Source organism: Curtobacterium citreum (genome assembly GCF_006715175.1).
Taxonomy (GTDB): Bacteria; Actinomycetota; Actinomycetes; order Actinomycetales; family Microbacteriaceae; genus Curtobacterium; species Curtobacterium citreum.
This window is the reverse complement of sequence record NZ_VFMQ01000001.1, coordinates 3487762-3509798: the sequence shown is the minus strand read 5'-3', so window position 1 is coordinate 3509798 and position 22037 is coordinate 3487762. Positions and strand designations below refer to the sequence as shown.

The window sequence follows — 22037 nt, the reverse complement described above, 5'->3', positions numbered from 1 at the left end:
CGTACCACGGTAATTGTCGCTAGGACAAGAACTGGTCCGGCCGTACCGCGAGGTACCGGGCGGCCGTCCGGTGCATCGCGCGCAGCAGCAGGGGCCCCGGGAGCCGCAGGAGTGCCGCCGGCACCATGCGGCGCACACCCCGGACGAGCCGGACGGCCCGTCGGAAGCGCCGCTGTTCGCGCGGCCCCCAGGGGAACCCGTACGCGGCGCGGAGAGCATCGGGCAGCATCCCGACCGTGACGGTCCGCACGAGCGGCATCGCGGCCCGCACCCACGCCGGGGCGAAGCGCGGGTGGAGGAGGTCCCGGACGATGCCCCTGGCGTCGTCGGTGACGGTGAGCGTCGGCAGCGTCGCGGCCCAGTACCGGTCGAAGTCGGCGACGTCGCGGAACCAATCCGTTGCTGGCACCCGCAACGCGGTCGCGATCGGCGCGTAGGCCGCGAGCACGTCCTCGGCCCGGTCCGGACCGGGCGGGTCGCCGAACAGCTCGTGGGCGCGACGTGCGGAGTCGAAGAGCGTCGCCGCGACCCACAGCTGGCGCTCGACGTCGTCCGCGCCGGCGACGGGCCGGTGCGCGTGCTCGACGAAGGCGGTCGCCACGGCGGCGTCGGCGTCCGTGCCGATCACGACGGCGGAGACGAACATCAGGGTGTGGGCGAGCCGCTGCTGCGGTCGCCGCGCGAAGTCCGAGTGCCGTCGGACCCCCGCTGCGACGACCGGGTCCGCGATCTGCAGCAGGATGGCGCGGCCGCCGGCCGCGACGGGCGTGCTGTCGGCCAGCCAGTCCCGCAGGGCACGGTCCGCGACCCGGCCGGGTGTCGGACGGGAGGCACGCCACCGGTCGTGTGCCGTGCCTCCAGGCCGTCCACCGGTCACGTCGCGGACCCGCGCCCGCGCGCCCGCAGCACCGGGACCACGTCCAGGAGGACGGCGGCGACGAGACCGACGCCACCGGCGACCGCCGCCGCGGCGACGCGGGCGGCGACGGCGTCGCCGGTGGCGGAAGCAGACGCGAGCAGGGCAGCGACGAGCCAGATGGCGGGGAGCGGCCAGGTGCGGGTCGGGCAGCCGGTCAGGAGGGCGATCGCAATCCCGGCGACGGTGAGCGGTACCCACGTGGCCGGGCCGTCCCCGCGGACGAGCATGTGCGCGCCCGCGGCCACCAGCAGGAGCGCGGCGAGGGTGAGCAGCCTCGCGACCGCAGGGACGCGGCGGACGGCGGCACGGACACGGCGGAGCACGGGCGGCAACCTACCGTCCCGTGCTCCGTCGGTGCCGTGCTGCGTCAGAGCGGCTTCGTGCCGAGGTCGCCGCCGAGGTCAGGACGGTCCTCGTCCCCGTCGTGCTCCCAGAGGTCCGGGGAGCCCTCGCGCGGGGCGCCGCCCGTGGGGCCGTCGTCCGAGCCGTCGCCGACCTGCGGCTCGACGGTCTCGCCCGCGACGGCGTCGTTCGTGACGGTCTCCAGGGACTCCTCGGACTCGTCGACCTCGTACGGCCCGACGTGCTCGCGGTCCACGTCGTCGGCGCGGCGCTCCTGGGCGTCGAAGTCGTCGACGGGGCTGATGCCGGGGTCGCTCATGGTGGCTCCTTGTCGTTCGCCCGATCGGGCGCGTTCGGTGGTCCTCCTGTGTACGCCGGACGCCTGACGGGGCGTCCGGGATGCGCACTCGGGGCCCGGCTTCGCGTCGCGTTCACCCGGCGGACACCTCCGGGACACGGACGCGGGGCACACTCGCCGTGCTCGGGGGAGTGGAGCGCGGTCGCCGACGGGTGGTCGAGCGACCGCGCCTTCCCCCTGTGCTCGGCGTCCCGGGTTCAGACCCGCTCGAGCAGGTGCCGCTCCTCGACGTCGGCCAGGGCCAGCGTCTTGTACCCGGCCGACTCGAAGAAGACGGTAACCCGGTCGTCCTCGGTGCTCATGACGGTGCCGTGGCCCCACTGCGCGTGCTCGACCGCCGACTCCGGCGGCCAGACGTCGTCGTGCGCACCGTCGGCGCCGTGCGCCCCCTGCTCGTAGGCGCTGCCCGACGTGCAGGTGTCGCAGTTCCCGCAGGGCTCGGCGAGCTCGCCGCCGAAGTAGCCGAGCAGGAACTGGCGGCGGCAGCCGGTGGTCTCGGCGAACCGTCGCATCATCGCGATCCGGGACTGCTCGACCTGCTCGCGCTCCTCGGCGCGGGTGGACGCGCGCTTCGCGGCCTCGGCGGCCGAGTGCGGTGCGTCGGCAGCGCGGACGATCCCGTCCGCGCCGTCGTCGAGCACGCCCGCCTCGACGAGGGTGTTCACCGCACGGCCCGCGGTCCGGGTCGACAGGCCGGACGCGTCGGCGAGTGCCGACCGGGCGATCGACCCGTCCTCGGGGACCGCGTCGAACACGGCGCGGAGCGACGCGGGCTTCGGGGTGCCGGTCGCGAAGAACCGGCGGAGGCCCAGGTCCTCGGCGCGGTAGTGCAGGGTCGCGGTCGCCGGGGCGCCGTCCCGGCCCGCACGGCCGATCTCCTGGTAGTGCGCGTCCACGGACTCGGCGACGTCGGCGTGCAGCACGAAGCGGACGTCCGGCTTGTCGATGCCCATGCCGAAGGCGCTCGTCGCGACGACCACGTCCACCTCGCCGTCGTGGAAGGCGTGCAGGACAGCGTCGCGGTCCCGGACCCGCATGCCCGCGTGGTACGGCCGGGCGTCCTTGCCGCGGGCGCGGAGGGCGTCGGCGTACTCGTCGGTCTCCTTCCGGGTCGCGACGTAGACGATGCCGGTGCCGGTCGCGGCTGCGGCCTGCTCGACCACGGCCGCGCGCTTCTCGTCGGCGTCGGCGTAGCGTTCGACCTCGATGCGGATGCCCGGGCGGTCGAACCCCGCGGACAGCACGAGCGGGTCGCGCATGCCGAGGCGCGCGACGACGTCCTCGCGGACCGGGGCCGAGCCCGTCGCGGTGAGGGCGAGGACCGGCGGACGGCCGAGGCGCTCCGCAGCCTCGCCGAGGGCCAGGTACGCGGGGCGGAAGTCGTGCCCCCACGAGGACACGCAGTGCGCCTCGTCGACGGCGAGCAAGGACACGCCCGCCGCGGCCAGTCGCTCGACCACGTCGTCCTTCGCGAGCTGCTCCGGCGCGAGGAACACGTAGCGGACGTCCCCGGCGGCGATCGCGTCCCACGCGTCCTCGACCTCGGCGGCCCGCTTCGTCGCGTTCACGGCCACGGCACGCGGGGCGTCCGGGTGCCGCTGCAGTCCGACGACCTGGTCCTCCTGCAGGGCCACGAGCGGGGAGACCACGACGACGAGCCCGTCGAGTGCGAGCCCGGCGACCTGGTAGATCGCGGACTTCCCCGACCCGGTCGGCATCAGGGCGAGGGCGTCGCGGCCGGCCAGGACGGCGTCGATGACCGTGGCCTGGGCGTCACGGAGGTCCCAGCCGAAGACGTCGGCGGCGCGGGTACGGAGTGCGGTGTCCATCGGAGCCACCGTGCCCGGGGGCGGCTGGAGGTCCTCCCCGCGTGGCGCGTCGCGGCCATCCGGATCCGCGCACCGGGTGTCCACGCTGCGGCAGTAGGGTGGTCGCGGCCGTTGTCTCGACATCGAGCGACCCTCGACGTTGAGTGCGCGACCCGATGACCGATGCCGATCGCACGAACCGTGCGGGAAGAAGAACAGCGTGGATCTTTTCGAGTACCAGGCCAGGGACCTCTTCGAGTCCTACGGCGTCCCTGTGCTGCAGGGCATCATCGCCGACACCCCTGAGGAGGCGAAGGCAGCGGCCGAGAAGATCGGCGGCGTGGTCGTCGTCAAGGCCCAGGTGAAGGTCGGCGGCCGCGGCAAGGCCGGCGGCGTCAAGGTCGCGAAGACCCCGGACCAGGCCTACGAGCACGCGCAGGCGATCCTCGGCCTCGACATCAAGGGCCACACCGTCCAGCGGGTGATGGTCGCCCAGGGCGCCGACATCGCCGAGGAGTTCTACTTCTCCGTGCTGCTCGACCGGGCGAACCGCTCGTACCTGTCCCTCGTCAGCGTCGAGGGCGGCATGGAGATCGAGCAGCTCGCGGTCGAGAAGCCCGAGGCGCTCGCCCGGGTCGAGGTCAACCCGTTGACCGGGATCAACAAGGAAGCCGCGCTCGACATCGCCCGTCAGGCGAACTTCCCGGCGGAGCTGCAGGACCAGGTCGCCGACGTCTTCGTGAAGCTCTACGACGTCTTCGCCGGCGAGGACGCCACCCTGGTCGAGGTCAACCCCCTCGTCCGCACGGGCGACGGCCAGATCCTGGCGCTCGACGGCAAGGTCTCGCTCGACGAGAACGCCGACTTCCGGCACCAGGAGCACGCGCAGCTCGAGGACACCGCGAGCGAGGACCCGCTCGAGGCCAAGGCGAAGGCCCACGGCCTGAACTACGTCAAGCTCGACGGCCAGGTCGGCGTGATCGGCAACGGCGCGGGGCTCGTCATGTCGACCCTCGACGTCGTCGCCTACGCCGGTGAGCGCCACGGCGGCGTGAAGCCCGCCAACTTCCTCGACATCGGCGGCGGCGCTTCGGCCGAGGTCATGGCGAACGGCCTCGACGTCATCCTCGGCGACCCGCAGGTCAAGAGCGTGTTCGTGAACGTCTTCGGCGGCATCACCGCCTGCGACGCCGTCGCGAACGGCATCGTCGCCGCGCTCGGCATCCTCGGCGACGCGGCCACGAAGCCGCTCGTCGTGCGCCTGGACGGCAACAACGTGGACGAGGGCCGTCGGATCCTGGCGGAGGCCGCGCACCCGCTGGTCACCGTCGCCGCGACCATGGACGATGCGGCCGAGCAGGCCGCCGAGCTCGCCGCGGCCGCGGCGTAAGGAGCACCAGAGCAATGTCGATCTTCCTCAACAAGGACTCGAAGGTCATCGTCCAGGGCATCACCGGCGGCGAGGGCACGAAGCACACCGCGCTGATGCTCAAGGCCGGCACGAACGTCGTCGGCGGCGTGAACGCCCGCAAGGCCGGCACGACCGTCACGCACGGCGACGTCGAGCTGCCCGTGTTCGGCTCGGTGCGCGAGGCCATCGACACCACCGGTGCCGACGTCTCGATCGTGTTCGTCCCGCCGGCGTTCGCGAAGGACGCCGTGATGGAGGCCATCGACGCCGAGATCCCGCTCGTCGTCGTCATCACCGAGGGCATCCCGGTGCAGGACTCCGCCGCGTTCTGGGCGCACGCCAAGGCCCTCGGCGGCAAGACCCGCATCATCGGCCCGAACTGCCCCGGCATCATCACCCCCGGGGAGTCGCTCGTCGGCATCACGCCGGCCACGATCACCGGCAAGGGTCCGATCGGGCTCGTGTCGAAGTCCGGCACCCTGACCTACCAGATGATGTACGAGCTGCGTGACCTGGGCTTCTCGACCGCCATCGGCATCGGCGGCGACCCGGTCATCGGGACGACGCACATCGACGCGCTCGCCGCGTTCGAGGCCGACCCGGAGACCACCGCGATCGTCATGATCGGCGAGATCGGCGGCGACGCCGAGGAGCGTGCGGCCGACTACATCAAGGCGCACGTCACGAAGCCGGTCGTCGGCTACGTCGCGGGCTTCACCGCGCCCGAGGGCAAGACGATGGGCCACGCGGGCGCCATCGTGTCCGGTTCCGCGGGCACGGCCGAGGCGAAGAAGCAGGCCCTCGAGGCCGCGGGCGTGAAGGTCGGCAAGACCCCGTCCGAGACGGCCGCGCTGCTGCGCGAGGTGGTCGCCGCCTCGTAGGCGGTCCGGTCACCCGACCCCAGGACGGACGGGAGGCACGGTGCGGGCCCGCACCGTGCCTCCCGTTGCGTCCGTGGTCGCGTGGATGTCCACCGGCACCGCGCGGCTCGCCCGCGCCGGCCCGGGCGGCACGTACCCTGGCCCGGATGAACCGCCTGGGAACCGCACTGCTGGCCGCCGTCGAGGCGATCGTGACGGTCGGCGTGGGCATCGGCATCGCGCTCGTCCCGCTGACGCTCCTCTGGGGTTTCGAGTACGGCCTGCAGGTCGACTGGGACGTCTTCTGGAAGGCGACCGGCAGCGTCTGGCTCGTCGGCCACGGTGTCGACGTGACCTTCCGGCTCGGTTCCGCGGTGGCCGGCGCGTCCGGGGTGGACGGCGCCGCCGCCCCCATCCACGTGACCCTCGCGGCGCTCGGGTTCGCGGTCGTGACCGCCTGGCTCGGCGGTCGGGCCGGACGACGGTTCGCCGAGACCGAGCACCGGACGACGGGCCTGCTCGTCGGCACCGGGGTCGTCGCGGCCCTCGGGCTCGCTGTCGCACTGTCCTCCCGCTCCGCGGCCACCGACCCCACCGTCTGGCAGGCCGTCGTGCTGCCCGCGCTGTGGTTCGCCGTCCCCGCCCTCGTGACGTCCGAGGTCTGCCGCGTGCGCCGCGGGCTGCCGGCGGACCCCCTGGCCCGTCGGGTGCTCGCGCTCGTCGACCGCATCCCCGGGCGGTGGCGCATGCTCGCCGGGTTCGGGCTCCGCGCGGGCACGGCCGCCACCGCCGTGGTCGTCGCCGTCGCGGCGCTCGTGGTCGGGCTGGTCCTGCTCGCCTCGTTCGCCGACGTCATCGCCCTGTACGAGCGCTCGCACGCGGGGGTCGTCGGCGGCATCGCGCTCACCGTCGGGCAGCTCGCGTTCGTGCCCGACCTGGTCGGCTGGGCCACCGCGTGGCTCGTCGGACCCGGCTTCGCGATCGGCACCGGCTCGAGCGTCTCCCCGATCGGCACCGTGCTCGGCCCGATCCCGGGCCTGCCCGTGTTCGGCGCGCTCCCCGCGGCCGGCCACACCTTCGGTCTGCTCTGGGTGCTCGTGCCCGTCGTGGCCGGGTTCGTCGTCGGCGGTCTGCTCCGGCCGCGGCTCGTGCGGGCGCTCGGCGCCGACGACTCCGCGCTGCACCGGGCGCTCGCCGGGGTGGCGACCGGCGTGGTCGCCGGGCTGCTGACCGGAGTGGCCACCGGGCTGACCGCCGGGTCGTTCGGGCCGGGTCGTCTCGCACAGGCGGGTCCGGACGGACTCGTCGTCGGGCTGTTCGCGGCCCTCGAGGTCGGCGTGCCCGCGGTCGTCGCGCTCGCGATCGGCAGCGACCTCGTCCGGCTGCCCGAGCGCGGCTGGGGCCGGGAGCGCTGGCACGAGGCGGACGACGACGTCCCGACCGACGGGACCGGTGCCGACGCCGCTGACGATGCGCGTGCCGGCTCGCTCCTCGCGGCCCTCGACGACGCCGGCGGCGGACGGTCCACGCAGTCGCACCGGTTCGTGGTGCACGAGGCGCACGACGCCGCCACCCGTGCCGCGGCGGACGACCACCCGACCGAGCCGATCCACGACGACCCGGCACCGGCGGACGAGCCGACGCCGGTACCGGCTCCGTCTCCGGCACCGGCACCGGCACCGGCACCGGCACCGTCTCCGTCACGGGAGCCGTCGCCGGGGCCCGAGCCGGAGTCCGACGCGGTGCCGCTCCCGGCCTGGGCGCGCACGGACGCCGTCGCGGCGGAGCGCATCGAGCCCGCTCCGTCGTCGCAGGGGGCGACCGTGCCGTCCCGCGGCGGTGTGAGCAGCCTGCGCGACCGACTCCGGGGCGCCGCCGACGGCGTCCGGAGCCGTGCCGGGGACCTGCGTGACCGCGTCACGGGTTCGGACGCCGACCGCCCCGGGGGCCCCGGGGACGAACCGCTCCCGCACGCGCCGGGCACCGAGCAGCAGCCCGCGTTCCCGTGGAGCACCGAGGAGTTCGTCGCCAGCCGGCACGACGACACCGGCACCGACCTGACCGGCACCGACGTCACGGGCACCGACGTGGGCGCCACGGGATCGGCCGACACCGCGGAGCCTGCGCGGTCGGCCCGCCCTCCGCGCTGGGACACGACCGACCAGATCGCCGAGGACGAGCTGCCCTGGTGGCGCCGTCCGAAGCACGACGCGTAGTCCGCCGCGCACCGCCGCTAGGCTGGTCCCCGTGCTCGAACTGGTCGTCCTGATCTCCGGTACCGGGTCGAACCTGCGGGCACTGCTCCAGGCGACCACCGATGCCGAGTACCCCGCACGCGTCGTCGCGATCGGGGCCGACCGCGACGCCGAGGGCCTGGGGCTCGGCGAGGAGTTCGGCATCCCGACCTTCACGGTCCCGTTCTCCCGCTTCGCCACGCGCCAGGACTGGGGCGCCGAACTGGCCGCCCAGATCCGCCCGTGGTCGCCCGACCTGCTCGTGCTGTCCGGCCTCATGCGCCTGCTCCCGCACCAGGTCGTGTCGGAGTTCGCCCCCGCCATCATCAACACCCACCCGGCGTACCTGCCCGAGTTCCCCGGGGCGCACGGCGTCCGGGACGCGCTCGCGGCCGGGGTCGACCAGACCGGCGCGAGCGTGATCCAGGTCGACGACGGCGTCGACACCGGGCCGATCCTCGCCCAGGAGCGCATCCCGGTGCTGCCGGGCGACACCGAGTCGACGCTGCACGACCGCATCAAGCCGGTCGAACGCCGACTCCTCATCCAGACGATCCTCGACATCGCCAACGGCACCACCGACCTGAAGGGCACCCCGAGCGCATGAGCGTGCACGCCGCCGACCCCAGCCTCTACCGCCACCGCGACGTCGTCCCCGTGCGGCGCGCGCTCGTCTCGGTGAGCGACAAGAGCGGCCTGCTCGAGCTCGCCGAGGCCCTCGCCGACGCCGGTGTGGAGCTCGTCTCGACGGGCAGCACCGCGCAGACGATCCGCGACGCCGGGTACGCCGTGACCGACGTGTCGAGCGTGACCGGGTTCCCGGAGTCGCTCGACGGCCGCGTCAAGACCCTGCACCCGGCCGTGCACGCGGGACTCCTCGCCGACCTGCGCCTCGCGTCGCACGAGCAGCAGCTCGGGGACCTCGGCATCGCGCCGTTCGAGCTCGTCGTCGTGAACCTGTACCCCTTCGTCGAGACGGTGGCCTCCGGCGCCGACGCGGCCACGGTCGTCGAGAACGTCGACATCGGCGGCCCCGCGATGGTCCGGGCGTCCGCGAAGAACCACCCGAACGTGGCGATCGTCGTCTCGCCGTCCTCGTACGCCGAGGTCGTCGAGGCCGTCCGCGCCGGCGGGACGACGCTCGAGCTCCGGAAGCGCCTCGCCGCGCAGGCCTTCGCCCACACCGCCGCCTACGACACCGCCGTGGCGTCGTACTTCGCGACCGACGTGGTCGAGCAGGCCGCGGCACCGACGGTCGACGGCGACGTCGTGACCCCCGGCACGTTCGACGACGAGCTCCGGCTGCAGGCCGAGCTCCGTGCGACCCTCCGCTACGGCGAGAACGCCCACCAGGCGGCCGCGCTGTACACGACCCCCGACGGCACGGGCATCGCCCAGGCGACCCAGCTGCACGGCAAGGAGATGTCGTACAACAACTACGTCGACGCCGACGCCGCCGTCCGGGCCGCGTACGACTTCGACACCCCCGCCGTCGCGATCATCAAGCACGCGAACCCGTGCGGCATCGCGATCGCCCCGGCCGACGCCCTCGACCCGATCGCCTCGGCGCACGCGGCGGCCCACGCGTGCGACCCGCTGTCGGCGTTCGGCGGTGTGATCGCGGCGAACCGCCCGGTGACGAAGCAGATGGCCGAGACGGTCAAGGACATCTTCACCGAGGTCGTCGTGGCCCCCGGCTTCGACCCCGAGGCCCTCGAGATCCTGTCGCAGAAGAAGAACATCCGCCTGCTCACGCTGCCGGCGGACTTCGCGCTCGCCGAGCACGAGGTGAAGCAGATCTCCGGCGGCTTCCTCGTGCAGGACGCCGACCGCTTCGCCGGCTTCGACCAGTCCACGTGGGACCTCGTCGCGGGGGAGCCGGCGGACGACGCGACCCTCGCCGACCTGGCCTTCGCGTGGAAGGCCAGCCGTGCGGTGAAGTCGAACGGCATCCTGCTGGCCGACCGCGGCGCGAGCGTCGGCGTCGGGATGGGCCAGGTCAACCGGGTCGACTCCTGCCACCTCGCCGTCACGCGTGCGGGCGAGCGGGCCGCGGGGAGCGTCGCCGCGTCCGACGCCTTCTTCCCGTTCGCCGACGGCCTGCAGGTGCTGCTCGACGCCGGGGTCCGCGCGGTCGCCCAGCCGGGCGGCAGCGTCCGCGACGCCGAGGTGATCGCGGCGGCGCAGGCGGCCGGCGTGACCATGTACTTCACGGGCGAGCGCCACTTCTTCCACTGACCGACGCGGACCGACGCCGACGCGGACCGACGCCGACGAGGACCGACGCCGACCGACGCGCTCGGACGGAATCGACACCGCGTCCAACAACAGGAATCTTCCTCGGATCCGTTGCGCAACACGCCCGCCCCGGAATAGTCTGCAAGGCTCCGCAACAGGTGCTGACGATCCCCGTCGGATCGGCGGCAGCGCGGACACAACGGTGACGAAGACGACGACTGGAGTGACGATGGACACGACGACCGGCACAGTGGCGACGGCTGCCCGGACGGGTCTCGTGTCCCTCGTGGGGACCACTCCCGCTCCGCGACCCCGGTACCGCGCGCGCATGCCGCGACGGACCCCGGCCGCGGCCGCCGTCTAGCCAGGCCCCTCCCACGGCCCCGTGCCAGACGACCGCCGTCGGCGAGCACGGACCACCCGCTGAGAATCCGGGGGACCACTGCGTCCCCCGGTGCCCTCCGGCCCGGTCGACGTCACGCGACGTGACGGCGACGGCGCGCGACCACGCGCCCGGCCGACGACCATCACGCAACGCCCACCGTGCCTCCCGGCCGGACCGCCACCCACCGACGTGACCCGTCGGCGGCAGCGGCGACCAGACCGGGCGGACGCGGCACGACGCACGAGGACGCAACCCATGTCCAAGACGCCAGACCAGGCGCGCCCGTCCACCGACCGTCCCTCCACGCTGCGCGCGCTCGCGCGCATCTGGCCCTACGTCCGACCGCACAGCGGTCGCCTGCTCGGCGGCATGGCCGTCGCGATGGGCGCCTCGCTCGTGGCCCTCGCCATCCCCTACGTCCTGCAGGGGCTCGTCGACGGTCCGCTCTCGAGCGGCGACCGGAACCTCATCCTGCCCGCCGGGCTCGCCGTCCTGGCGCTCGGTGTGCTCGAGGCGTTCTTCATCGCCGCCCGTCGGCGGATGGTGATGCGCCCCTCGACGCGGATCGAGTCGAGCATGCGCAACGCGCTCTACAACAAGTTGCAGGACCTACCGGTCGCGTTCCACGACCGCTGGGAGTCCGGGCAGCTGCTGTCCCGCTCGGTGTCCGACCTGTCGCTCATCCGACGCTGGCTGGCGTTCGGCGTGGTGCTGCTCGTCGTGAACACCGTCACGATCGTGGTCGGCTTCGTCGTGCTGTTCAGCTTCGGCTGGCTGCTCGGCCTGGTCTTCCTCGTCGCGTGCGTGCCGATCTGGGTCACCGCGATCCTGTTCGAGCGCCGCTACTCGATCATCACGCGCCGCTCCCAGGACCAGGTCGGCGACCTCGCGACGAGCGTCGAGCAGTCGGTGCACGGCATCCGCGTGCTCAAGGCGTTCGGTCGCGGCCGGTCGAAGCTCGACGAGTTCACCGAGCAGGCCGAGGCGCTGCGCGGTACCGAGATCGAGAAGTCCCGGGCGATCGCGGGCCTGTGGCTCTGGCTGCTCCTCGTGCCGGACGTCGCCTTCGCGCTCTGCCTGCTCGCCGGCATCTGGCTGGCGTCGCAGGGCGAGCTCACCGTCGGGCAGCTCTTCGCGTTCTTCGCGACCGCGACCGTGCTGCGGTTCCCGATCGAGTCGATCGGCTTCCTGCTCTCGATGACGTTCGACACCCGCACGGCGGTCGACCGGTTCTTCGAGGTGATGGACTCCGAGAACACGATCCAGGACCCGGAACACCCGCGGACGATCGCCGAGCCGCACGGTGCGCTGTCGTTCAACGACGTGCACTTCCGCTACCAGGACTCGCCGGCGCAGTTCCCGGACCTGGTGAACGGCGTCCAGCTGGAGCTCCAGCCGGGCGAGACCATGGCGCTCGTCGGCCTGACCGGGTGCGGCAAGACAACGCTGCTCTCGCTCGTGCCGCGGCTCTACGACGTGACCGGCGGCTCGATCACGATCGACGGCGTCGACATCCGCGACCTCACCCGGGAGGAACTCCGTCGGCACGTCGGCGTCGCGTTCGAGGACGCCACGCTCTTCTCGACGAGCGTGCGTGACAACGTGCTGCTCGGTCGCCCGGACCTGTCCGGCGACGAGGCGGAGCGGATCATGCGTGAGGCCCTCGAGATCGCGCAGGCGTCCTTCGTCGACGAGCTCCCGGAGGGCGTCGACACCCGCGTCGGGGAGGAGGGCCTGTCGCTCTCCGGCGGCCAGCGGCAGCGTCTGGCGCTGGCCCGGGCGATCGCGGCGCGGCCGTCGGTGCTCGTGCTCGACGACCCGCTGTCGGCGCTCGACGTCGACACCGAGGCGCGGGTCGAGGCCGGGCTCCGCCGGGTCCTCGCGGACACCACGTCGCTCATCGTCGCCCACCGCCCGTCCACCGTGACCCTCGCCGACCGCGTGGCCCTCATGGAGAACGGCCGGATCACCGCCGTCGGCACCCACTCGGAGCTGATGGCCACCAACGAGCACTACCGCTACGTCATCTCCTCGCTCGACGAGGACGATGCGCCCGCCCGAGAGGAGGCGATGGCATGAGCCAGCAGACGGATCCCACGCAGGGTGCGACCCCGCAGGTGGTCGACCCCCAGCCGGGAGGCACGGTGCCGGTCGCGCACGCCGGCACCGGCACGCAGGCGGCCGAGGCAGCAGCCCCCGTCACCGCGTCGATCACCGTGCACGGGGTGCGCGGCGAGGAGCGCAACGACTTCACGAAGGCGGAGAGCGCGCGGTTGCGCCGACGCTCGCTCGCGCTCCTCGGGTCGCTCGCCGCGCCCCTGAAGGCGCGGCTCTGGGGCATCGCGGTCGTCGTGGTCGTCTCGACCGCGGGGCAGGTGGCCGGCCCGGCGCTCGTCGCGTGGGGCATCGACAACGCCCTGCCCGCCGTGCTCGACCGGTCCGACTGGACCCCGGCGTTCGTGGTCGTCGCGCTGTACGTCACGATCGCGGTCGTCGGCGCGGTGCTCACCGCCTGGTACACGGTGCTCGCGGCGCGGATCAGCCAGGCGATCCTGCTCGACCTGCGGAAGCGGGTGTTCCTGCACACGCAGCGGCTCTCGCTCGAGTTCCACGAGACGTACACGTCCGGCCGGATCATCTCCCGCCAGACGAGTGACCTCGACTCGATCCGCGAGCTGCTCGACTCCGGGCTGAACCAGCTCATCCAGGGCGTGTTGTACATGGTGTTCACGGCGATCGCGCTCGTCGTGCTCGACCCGACGTCCGGGATCGTGCTCGCCGTGTCGCTCGTGCCGCTGTGGTTCCTGACCCGGTGGTTCCAGAAGCGGTCGCAGACGCTGTTCCGGGCCACCCGCACGACCTCGGCGCGGGTCATCGTGCACTTCGTCGAGACGATGACCGGCATCCGGGCCGTCCAGGCGTTCCGGAAGGAGTCGCGGAACAAGGACGAGTACGGCGGCTACGTCGAGACGTACCGGCAGGCGAACTCGAAGGTGTTCAACCTGTTCGGGACGTTCGACCCCGGACTGGTGCTCATCGGCAACGCGTGCCTCGCGGCGGTCGTCATCGTCGGCGGCTACCGGGTCGTCGGCGGGTCGCTCGAGATCGGTGCGCTGCTCGCCGTCGCGCTCTACGCCAAGCGGTTCTTCGACCCGGCCGAGGAACTGGCGATGTTCTACAACGGGTACCAGTCGGCCTCGGCGGCGATGGAGAAGATCTCCGGCGTCCTCGAGGAGCAGCCGTCCGTGCCGGACCCGGTGAAGCCGACGAAGCTGCCGGACGCTTCCGGGCGGATGGACTTCGACGGCGTCGAGTTCGCGTACAACGCCGACAAGGTCGTGCTGCCCGAGTTCACGCTGCACATCCCGGCGGGGCAGACCATCGCCCTCGTCGGGTCCACCGGTGCCGGGAAGTCGACGCTCGCCAAGCTCATGGCGCGCTTCTACGACCCGTCCACCGGCGCGGTGCGGCTCGACGGCGTCGACCTGCGCGACCTCGACCCGAAGGACATGCGCCGCGCCATCGTCATGGTCACGCAGGAGGCGTACCTGTTCTCCGGCTCGGTGGCGGACAACATCGCGCTCGGCAAGCCCGGTGCGACCCGTGCCGAGGTGGAGCGGGCGGCGAAGGCCGTCGGCGCGCACGAGTTCGTGATGGCGCTGCCGGACGGGTACGACACCGACGTGAACAAGCGCGGCGGTCGGGTGTCGGCCGGGCAGCGCCAGCTGCTCTCCTTCGCCCGGGCGTTCATCGCCGACCCGAAGGTGCTCATCCTCGACGAGGCCACCGCGTCGCTCGACATCCCGTCCGAGCGGCTCGTGCAGGAGGGGCTCGAGACGCTGCTCGCCGACCGGACCGCGGTGATCATCGCGCACCGGCTGTCGACCGTGGCGATCGCGCACCGGGTGCTCGTGATGGAGCACGGCCGGATCGTCGAGGACGGCACCCCGGCGGACCTCATCGCGGGGACCGGCCGGTTCGCCCAGCTGCACGCGGCCTGGCGCGACTCGCTCGTGTGACGCCCGCCGGGCTGCACGCACGTGGTTGTCTTGGGGGATGAGCAACGACAGCGTGCAGCCCGGCGGCGTCGCCCTGCGCGACCCCTTCTACGGGGCACCCTTCACCGAGGCGGTCCGGCGGTTCTGGCGGAAGTACACCGTGTTCACCGGCCGGGCGTCCCGCTCGGAGTTCTGGTGGTGGTGGGTCACGTCGTTCGTGGTCGGCCTGGTGCTGCAGCTCGTGCCGCAGGCGTTCACCCCGGGATCCCCGGTGCTCGAGAACCCGGTCGGCTCGTACCTGTTCGTGCTGTGGGGACTCGTCACGCTGATCGGCTCGCTCGCCCTCGGCGCCCGGCGCCTGCACGACGCGAACCGGTCCGGCTTCTGGCAGTTCCTGCTCCTGCTGCCCGTCGTGGGCGCGCTCGTCCTGCTCGTCCTGTTCCTGCTGCCGTCGAAGGCGGAGGGCACCCGCTTCGACGCCTGATCGACCCCGCGTCCCGTCCGTCGTGCGTGCGGGGGCGACGGACCACCCGGACGACGGCGACGGCCGGCGCCGCGGTCCGCGGGACCGCGGTGCCGGCCGTCGGTTCAGCCGTCCGGGCGGGTCCGGTCGTCTCAGACGGTGATGGTCGTCGAGGCTCCGGAGGCGTCCGTGACCGTCACGACGGTGCCGGCCTTCGGTCCGTAGACGTACCGGCCCCAGCCGCTCTCGTTGCCGGACGCGGTGGTCGTCTGGCCGTCGTAGGAGATCGTGACGGAGCCGGTCGCGCCCGCGAACCAGATCTGCGATTCGTAGCCCTTCGAGACGGCGGTCGCGACCAGGGTGCCCTGGTCGGCGCGCGGGCCGGTGCCCACCTCGACGGTGCGCTCGGCCGTGGCACCGTCGTGCTCGGCCGTCACCTGCACGCTCCAGCGGAACTGCGACGGCAGGTGCAGCTGCAGGCGTGCGGAGCCCGAGCCGTCCAGGCGGCCGCGGACGGTGTCGCCCGTCGGGGTGGTCGCCGTGACCGAGGTGCCCGGTTCCCCGCGGACCTGCAGCGAGGTGTAGCCAGCACCGTCATCCGTCGGGATGATCCACTGGATCGGGTCGACCGGTGCGGGGGTCTCGCCCTCGCCGCCGTCGCCGGGGTCGGGGGTCTCGCCGCCGTCGCCGGGCTGCGGGGTGAAGCCGGGGTCGACGTCGGTCGGGGGCGTGACGACGTCGCTGGGGCCGCCGGTGCCGGGGTCAGGGGTCTCGCCCTCGCCGCCGTCACCGGGGGTCTCGCCCTCGCCGCCGTCGCCGGGGTCGGGGGTCTCGCCGCCGTCGCCGGGCTGCGGGGTGAAGCCGGGGTCGACGTCGGTCGGGGGCGTGACGACGTCGCTGGGGCCGCCGGTGCCGGGGTCGGGGGTCCCGCCCTGGTCGTCGACGTCGACCTGGGTCCACGCACTGGTGCCGAGCGAGTCCTCGGGGTCGCCCTGCTGGTCGGCGGGCAGGTCGACCGTGGCGCGGACGCGGAAGGCGTCGTCCTCGTCGGCGTTGCCCGGTCGCACCGGTGCTTCCACGCGGAACGTGCCGTCGTTCGCGTCGGCCTCGGCCACCGTGGCGTCGTCGGAGGGGGTCGCGACGGTGATGTGCGCGCCGGGGGTCGCGGTGCCCTCGATCACGGCGACGTCACCGTGGCGGGTGGCGGAGGTGACGTTGGGCTTCTCGACGCGGGCGCGCAGGAGCACGACGTCCTCGGCGGTGCGGCTGCCGTCGGGAGTCGTGACGAAGGCGTGCAGCTCGCGTTCCCCCGGCGCGAGGTCCGGGATCTCGCAGACGAAGGCCAGCCCCTGCGTGGCGACGCTGCAGAGCTCACGGTCACCGTCCGACAGGTGGAAGGTGCCGGCGGCGGAGGCGACTCCCGAGACGACGACCGAGCGCGACGACGCAAGGGCGAGTCGCGAGTCGCCGAGGTCGAGCACGGGCACGCCGCCGAAGTAGCGCAGTTCGGTCGAGCTGCCGGGGATCGTCGACGAGGCACGGGCGGACGCGCTGGCGGTCGCAGCGGTTCCGAAGGCGTTCGTCGCTGCCGATGCCGGAGCTGCCGCGGCGCAGAGGAGACCGACCGTGACGGCGGTCGTGGCGATGACGTGGTTCTTCCTGAGCATGGTGTCCTTTCGAGACGAGGTCGCTCAGTTGTACATCTGAAATGTCGTATGCAGTTAATCTCGCAGCTGCTCGAAGAAGCCGGACCAGCGCGCACGGCGCATGTCGATCCTCCAGGCCGAGGAGCCCTGCACGAGCGGCGTCCCCTCCGCCCGGTAGTGCTCGAACGCGCGGGTCTCGTGCCGGACCGGCGGCAGCCCGCCGGAGCGGACCACCCGCCACCACGGCAGGTCCGAGCCCTCGTGCGCCATCACCTTGCCGACCGCCCGGGGTGCACGTGACCCGAGTTCAGCGGCGACGTCTCCGTAGGTCATCACCCGACCGGGTGGGATCGACCGCACCACCAGCGCGACCGCGGCACCGAAGTCCGTCGGGTCGGGCTCGGAGGGCACTACAGGGACAGCGCGGCGAAGTGGTCGCCGTACTGCGTCTCGCGCACGACCGAGAAGCCGAGCGCGCGGAAGAACGCCTCGGGACCGACCTCGCCGCCGGGCTCGTACACGACGGTCAGGCGTTCGAACCCTCGGCTCCGCGCCTCGTCTGCCAGGCCGTGCACCGCGAAGCGTCCGACGCCCCGGCCCTGGGCGTCACCGGCGACGTGCACGCGCCAGATCGCGCTCCGGAGCTCCTCGTCCGCGTTGTCCTCGTCGAAGGTGCCGACGATCACGCCGACGACCCGGTCCCCGTCGAGGACGACGCGGGTCCAGGCGGAGCTGGGCTTCACGTCGGACTCCGCGACCGCGTAGGTCTGCGGCTGCACGAACTCCTCCTGCCCCGGCTTGAGCGTCAGGGAGTTCGCTGCGGCGGCGGTGGACGCGGAGAGTTCTTCGAGGCGCAGGTCGGACATGGGGTCAGGCTAGCGGTGCTCCCCGACCGGGGGCCAGGACGGTGACACGACCGTTGCACGTCCGTTGCAGCGCCGTCCGGACCGCGCGGTATGGTCGCGGGATGGTGGAGCACCGGCGTGGGGCGAACCTGCCGTCGATCGGCGGGTTCAACCGCACCGTCGTGCTCGACGCGGTCCGCCGGTCGCCGGACGGCCTGAGCCGCGTGGAGCTCGCCGCCCGCACGGGCCTGAGCGCGCAGACGGTCTCGAACGTCACCCGGTTCCTCATCGAGGCGGGGATGATCGTCGAGTCCGGCACGGTCGTCGCCGGGCGGGGGAAGCCGCGGACGATCCTGCGGCTCGAGGCCTCGAGCCGGTACGCCGTCGGGGTGCACGTCGACCCGGCGGTGGTCACGTACGTGCTGCTCGACCTGGCCGGCACGGTGCTCGCCGAGACGACGACCTCGACGCCGTCCGCCGAGGACCCGGACGAGGTCGTCCGCACCATCGCGACCGCCATCGACGGCCTGGTCGCGGGTGCGGGCATCGCGGTCGAGGCGGTGCTCGGCGTCGGCATCGCGAGCCCGGGCCCCATCGACGTGGACGCGGGCGTCGTGCTCGACCCGCCCTTCCTGCCCCGGTGGCGCGACGTCCCGCTGCGCGACGCGCTCGCCGAGGCCACCGGGTTCCCGGTGCTCCTCGAGAAGGACGTCACCGCCGCGGTCGTCGGCGAGATGTTCCTGGCGGGGGAGTCGTCCGCCCGGAACTTCGCGTTCGTGTACTTCGGCACGGGCTTCGGCGTCGGACTCGTCGTCGACCACGAACCGGTGCGCGGGGTCGGCTCGAACGCCGGGGACGCCGGGCACATCATGGTCGACCAGGGCGGCCTCGCGGGCACCCCGGACGGATCGGGCGCCCGGGGTGAGGTCGGGGCCGCCGTCGCCCCCGACCGGCTCGTGCAGGTCGCGCGGGAGCGCGGACTCGCGCTCGGCGGGACCGGCTCCGAGGACGACGCCGCCGCGGTCCAGCGGGCGTGGGCCGCGCTCGGCGAGGCGATCGACGCCGACGACCCGGTCGCGGTGACGCTCGCGGCCGAGGCCGGCACCGTGATGGGGAACGCCGTCGTGCTCATCGTGAACCTGCTCGACATCGACCGGGTCGTGTTCGGCGGTCCGTTCTGGTCGCGGATCGCGCCCGTCGCCCTGCCGGCCGCCCGGCAGGCGGTCGTCGGGTCGCCGCTGCTGGTGCCGAAGCACCCGGTGGTGGTGCAGGACAGCGGTCGGGGCGCGGACGTGGCGGCCGTCGGCGCGGCTTGCCTGGTCCTCGACGCGGCGCTGTCACCGCGCGCGAGCGCGCTGCTGATCCGGCGCTGACGCCTGAACCGGCGCTGACGCCTGGTCGGCGCTGACACCTGGTCGGCGCTGACGCGGACGGGAGGCACGGTGCCGGTCCGGCGCGCGCCTTCCGCTGGTCAGGGTGTGGGTCAGGCGGCGCCGAGAACCTTCCGCCAGGTCGCGGTCAGGGTGTCGTACTCGTCGTCCGACAGGAGGTCGCGCACCCCGGTGGCGAGGACCGCGGACCGGACGGCCTCCTCGGCCCCGGCGCGGTCGCGGAGGTGCGCGTCGGAGTGCTTCACCGCGCGTCCGGCCGCCTGCGCGGCCTCGATCTCGTCGACCCGGCCGGCGGCACCGGCGGCGTCGAGCGCGTGCTGCCACGCGGCGAGCAGGTCGGCGTTCGTCACCATGCGGCCGTCCGCGCCGCCCTGGATCGCGAGCGACGCGCTCGCCTCCGGCACCACGATCTGCTCGTCGGCCTTCCAGGCGACGTCGAGGGCCTCGGCCTCCTCGGCGGTGATGCGTCCTGCGCGGTCGATCATCGACTGCAGTGCGGTGTTGGTGGTGTCGTCCGTCACGGTTCCCTCTCCGACCGAGCGCGCTCGCGGGGTCCGCTCCATCCTGTCGGCGTCCCCTGAGAAGCCGCACCGGTCACCGCCCGTGGCGCGACACCTGTCGTTCACCTGGTCGCCACCGGACGGACGCCGAGATGCTGAACAGTCGTGCAGGTCCCCCGACCTCCCTGAGAAGGACCCTGCATGCGCACCCCTGCCCTGCGGCTCGGCGCCGGCCTCGCGACGGGCATCGCCCTCGCCGCCGGAGTGCTGACCGCGACCCCCGCCGTCGCCGCGGTCGGTGACGACGACCCCACCGTCGGCGCCCGCGTCGCCACCGGCCCCGTCGCCGGACTCGCGATCAACGAGGTGGAGTCCAACGCCGACGACACCGACTGGGTCGAGCTGGTGAACACCTCGTCGGCTTCGATCGACCTGAGCGGCTGGCGCTTCCTGGACTCCGACTCGTCGCACGCCGCGTACGTGCTGCCGCAGGGGTCGACGATCGCCGCCGGCGGGTACCTCGTCGTCGACCAGGAGACCACCACCCGCCCCGGCTTCGACTTCGGGCTCGGCGGTGCCGACGCGGTCCGGCTCTACGACCCCTCAGGCGCCCTGACGCTGCGGTACGCGTGGAGCACGCACGCGGCCGTCACGTACGGCAGCTGCCCGGACGGCTCCGGCAGGCTCGTCGACACGACCGCGTCGACCAAGGGGAAGCCGAACGACTGCTCCTCGCCGGTCCGCATCAACGAGGTCGAGTCGCAGGACGGCACCCCGGGCGACTGGGTCGAGCTGACGAACGTCGGGACGACCACGGTCGACCTCGGCGGGTACGTGCTCCGGGACAGCGAGGACGACCACGAGTGGACGATCCCGGCGGGCCCCACCGTCGCGCCGGGTGGCTTCACGGTGCTCGACGAGGCCCGGTTCGGCTTCGGGCTCGGCAAGGCGGACGCCGTCCGGCTGTCCGACCCCCGGGGCGTCCCGGTGGACTCGTACTCCTGGACGGCGCACGCCGCGACGACGTACGGACGGAACCCGGACGGCACCGGCGCCTTCGCCGAGACCGCCGAGCCGACGAAGGGCGCGGCGAACCGCTTCGCCGGGTCCGTGACCGCCGAGGCGTGGCCCGGCGGCCCGGACGAGACCGTCCTGGACGCCGAGGACACCTTCACCGGAGACCTGAGCGGCCTCGACTGGGCACCCTCCGCCACGACGGCGGACGGTCGACTCTGGGCCGTGCAGAACGGTGACGGACTGCTCTACCACCTGGCCCCGGACGGCCGGGGCGGCTGGGCACCGACGAACGCCGCCGGCGTCGACCTGCGGTACGCCGACGGCACCGGGACGCCCGACGCCGAGGGCGTCACCGTCACGGCCGACGACCCCGGCGCGGTCTACGTGTCGACCGAGCGCGACAACGACGTGTCGAAGGTGAGCCGCCCCGCGGTGCTGCGCTTCGCGAGCGCCGACGGCTCCGAGTCGGTGCTGCGCGCGACGGACGAGTGGAACCTCGCCGCGGACTTCCCGGGTCTCGGCGCGAACGCCGGGCTCGAGGGCGTGACCTGGGTGCCGGACGCGTGGCTGACGTCACACGGGTTCGTCGACCAGCACACCGGTGCGGCCTACGCGCCCACCTCGTACCCCAGGCACGGCGAGGGCCTCTTCCTGGTCGGGGTCGAGGGCACCGCGAGCGTCTACGCCTACGCGCTGATGGACGACGGGGCGTTCCAGCGCGTCGCCACGATCGCGACGCCGTTCTCCCTAGTCGCCGAGGTGCAGTTCGACCCCACGCTCGACGCGCTCTGGGTCGTCTGCGACGAGGCCTGCTCCGGGCGCACCGCGCTGTTCGACGTGCAGGACGGGGCGTTCACGCTCGCGACGCTGTACGAGGCGCCGGCGAACGCCGACCGAGGGCTCGCCAACGAGGGCTTCGCGATCTCGGGGCGCTGTGTGGACGGCGCCCGGGCGACCTTCACCGCCGACGACAACGACACGGACGGGTCTTCGCTGCGGACCGGGACGTACCCGTGCGACGCGTCGACGGAGCCGGGCGACGGCGGGACGCCCGCGCCTGGTGACGGCGGCACGCCCGCTCCGGGTGACGGCGGCACGCCTTCGCCGGGAGCGGGTGACGGAACCCCGACGCCGACCCAGACCGCCCCTGGCCCGACCAACCCGACCACCCCGACGACCCCGGCGGCCCCGGTCGCGCCGGACGCCTCGTCGCTCACGGAGGGGAACCGCGGCTCGGTGTCGGCGCCGTCGGTGGTCCGAGCCGGGTCCTCGGCGACGATCTCCGTCGGGGCGCAGTACGCCGGTGAGCGTGTCGCGGTCTGGCTGTTCTCCGAGCCTCGACTCCTCGGGACGCCGGTCGTCGCCGCGGACGGCACCGTGACGGTGGTCGTCCCCGCCGACGTCCCGGCCGGGCAGCACCGCATCGTGGTCACGGCGTCCGACGGCACGGTGCTCGGGTGGACGGCCGTGACGATCGACCCCGCGACGGGTGCGCTCGCGTTCACCGGTGCCGAGCTGGGCGGTGGGATCGCTGCGGCGCTCCTGCTCCTGGCGGCCGGGACCGGTGTCCTCGTGGCCCGTCGTCGTCACCGGTCGGCCGTCGCGCAGGCCTGACCCGCGGG

The 22037-nt window shown here is 73.5% G+C and carries 18 protein-coding genes; 10 read left to right on the top strand and 8 right to left on the bottom strand.

Annotation, left to right across the window (positions count from 1 at the left end):
* Positions 1–19: 19 nt before the first annotated feature.
* From FB462_RS16600 to FB462_RS16590, 4 genes are all read right to left on the bottom strand, one after another.
* Positions 20–877: an oxygenase MpaB family protein gene (locus FB462_RS16600; protein ID WP_167510157.1), complete on the bottom strand. Its 858-nt coding sequence runs from the start codon at positions 875–877 to the stop codon at positions 20–22.
* Positions 874–1242: a hypothetical protein gene (locus FB462_RS17460; RefSeq protein ID WP_167510156.1), complete on the bottom strand. Its 369-nt coding sequence runs from the start codon at positions 1240–1242 to the stop codon at positions 874–876. Before FB462_RS17460 ends, FB462_RS16600 begins: the two co-directional genes overlap by 4 nt.
* A gap of 44 nt (positions 1243–1286) precedes the next feature.
* Positions 1287–1580 (bottom strand): hypothetical protein, encoded by a 294-nt coding sequence (locus FB462_RS17455; protein ID WP_167510155.1) that lies wholly within the window; start codon positions 1578–1580, stop codon positions 1287–1289.
* A gap of 236 nt (positions 1581–1816) precedes the next feature.
* The gene (locus FB462_RS16590) at positions 1817–3448 is read right to left on the bottom strand and encodes a RecQ family ATP-dependent DNA helicase (protein ID WP_141863090.1); all 1632 of its coding nucleotides are present in this window, start codon (positions 3446–3448) and stop codon (positions 1817–1819) included.
* 199 nt (positions 3449–3647) lie between these two features.
* Here FB462_RS16590 and sucC point away from each other — a divergent pair, with 199 nt between their 5' ends.
* The 8 genes from sucC to FB462_RS16550 all read left to right on the top strand — a co-directional run bounded on the left by sucC (position 3648) and on the right by FB462_RS16550 (position 15037).
* Positions 3648–4817, top strand: a complete 1170-nt coding sequence (gene sucC / locus FB462_RS16585; RefSeq protein WP_114849394.1) for an ADP-forming succinate--CoA ligase subunit beta — start codon at positions 3648–3650, stop codon at positions 4815–4817.
* 14 nt (positions 4818–4831) lie between these two features.
* The gene (gene sucD, locus FB462_RS16580; RefSeq protein WP_058741263.1) at positions 4832–5719 is read left to right on the top strand and encodes a succinate--CoA ligase subunit alpha; all 888 of its coding nucleotides are present in this window, start codon (positions 4832–4834) and stop codon (positions 5717–5719) included.
* A 146-nt stretch (positions 5720–5865) separates the two neighbouring features.
* The gene (locus FB462_RS17835) at positions 5866–7914 is read left to right on the top strand and encodes a cell division protein PerM (RefSeq protein ID WP_141863088.1); all 2049 of its coding nucleotides are present in this window, start codon (positions 5866–5868) and stop codon (positions 7912–7914) included.
* Positions 7915–7945: 31 nt separating this feature from the next.
* Positions 7946–8539, top strand: a complete 594-nt coding sequence (purN, locus tag FB462_RS16570; RefSeq protein WP_114849396.1) for a phosphoribosylglycinamide formyltransferase — start codon at positions 7946–7948, stop codon at positions 8537–8539.
* Entirely contained in the window at positions 8536–10170 is a 1635-nt protein-coding gene (gene purH / locus FB462_RS16565) for a bifunctional phosphoribosylaminoimidazolecarboxamide formyltransferase/IMP cyclohydrolase (protein WP_114849397.1), read from the top strand. The genes purN and purH overlap by 4 nt, the downstream gene beginning before the upstream one ends.
* A 640-nt stretch (positions 10171–10810) precedes the next feature.
* Positions 10811–12634: an ABC transporter ATP-binding protein gene (locus FB462_RS16560; RefSeq protein WP_114849398.1), complete on the top strand. Its 1824-nt coding sequence runs from the start codon at positions 10811–10813 to the stop codon at positions 12632–12634.
* 131 nt (positions 12635–12765) lie between these two features.
* A complete protein-coding gene (locus FB462_RS16555) occupies positions 12766–14574 on the top strand; it encodes an ABC transporter ATP-binding protein (protein ID WP_114849551.1) in 1809 nt (602 codons plus the stop codon).
* A gap of 37 nt (positions 14575–14611) precedes the next feature.
* Complete coding sequence (locus tag FB462_RS16550; protein WP_141863086.1) at positions 14612–15037, top strand: DUF805 domain-containing protein; 426 nt, start codon at positions 14612–14614, stop codon at positions 15035–15037.
* A 131-nt stretch (positions 15038–15168) separates the two neighbouring features.
* Here FB462_RS16550 and FB462_RS16545 read toward each other — a convergent pair whose 3' ends face one another.
* From FB462_RS16545 to FB462_RS16535, 3 genes are read right to left on the bottom strand one after another with little or no spacing between them, the layout of a single operon-like run.
* Positions 15169–16683, bottom strand: coding sequence for an ICP22 family protein (locus FB462_RS16545; RefSeq protein WP_141863084.1), 1515 nt, complete (start codon positions 16681–16683; stop codon positions 15169–15171).
* A gap of 54 nt (positions 16684–16737) precedes the next feature.
* Positions 16738–17073 carry an MGMT family protein gene (locus tag FB462_RS16540; RefSeq protein ID WP_141863082.1) on the bottom strand — a complete coding sequence of 112 codons (336 nt, stop codon included), beginning with the start codon at positions 17071–17073 and terminating at the stop codon, positions 16738–16740.
* A complete protein-coding gene (locus FB462_RS16535; protein WP_114849402.1) occupies positions 17073–17528 on the bottom strand; it encodes a GNAT family N-acetyltransferase in 456 nt (151 codons plus the stop codon). Before FB462_RS16535 ends, FB462_RS16540 begins: the two co-directional genes overlap by 1 nt.
* Positions 17529–17629: 101 nt before the next feature.
* Between FB462_RS16535 and FB462_RS16530 the strand changes: the two genes are divergently transcribed.
* On the top strand, positions 17630–18880 hold the full coding sequence (locus FB462_RS16530; RefSeq protein ID WP_141863080.1) for an ROK family transcriptional regulator: 1251 nt from the start codon (positions 17630–17632) through the stop codon (positions 18878–18880).
* A 110-nt stretch (positions 18881–18990) separates the two neighbouring features.
* Here the strand turns inward: FB462_RS16530 and FB462_RS16525 are convergent, their stop codons facing one another.
* The gene (locus tag FB462_RS16525; RefSeq protein WP_058741254.1) at positions 18991–19419 is read right to left on the bottom strand and encodes a hypothetical protein; all 429 of its coding nucleotides are present in this window, start codon (positions 19417–19419) and stop codon (positions 18991–18993) included.
* A 180-nt stretch (positions 19420–19599) separates the two neighbouring features.
* Between FB462_RS16525 and FB462_RS16520 the strand changes: the two genes are divergently transcribed.
* Positions 19600–22029, top strand: a complete 2430-nt coding sequence (locus tag FB462_RS16520) for a lamin tail domain-containing protein (RefSeq protein WP_141863078.1) — start codon at positions 19600–19602, stop codon at positions 22027–22029.
* Positions 22030–22037: the final 8 nt, after the last annotated feature.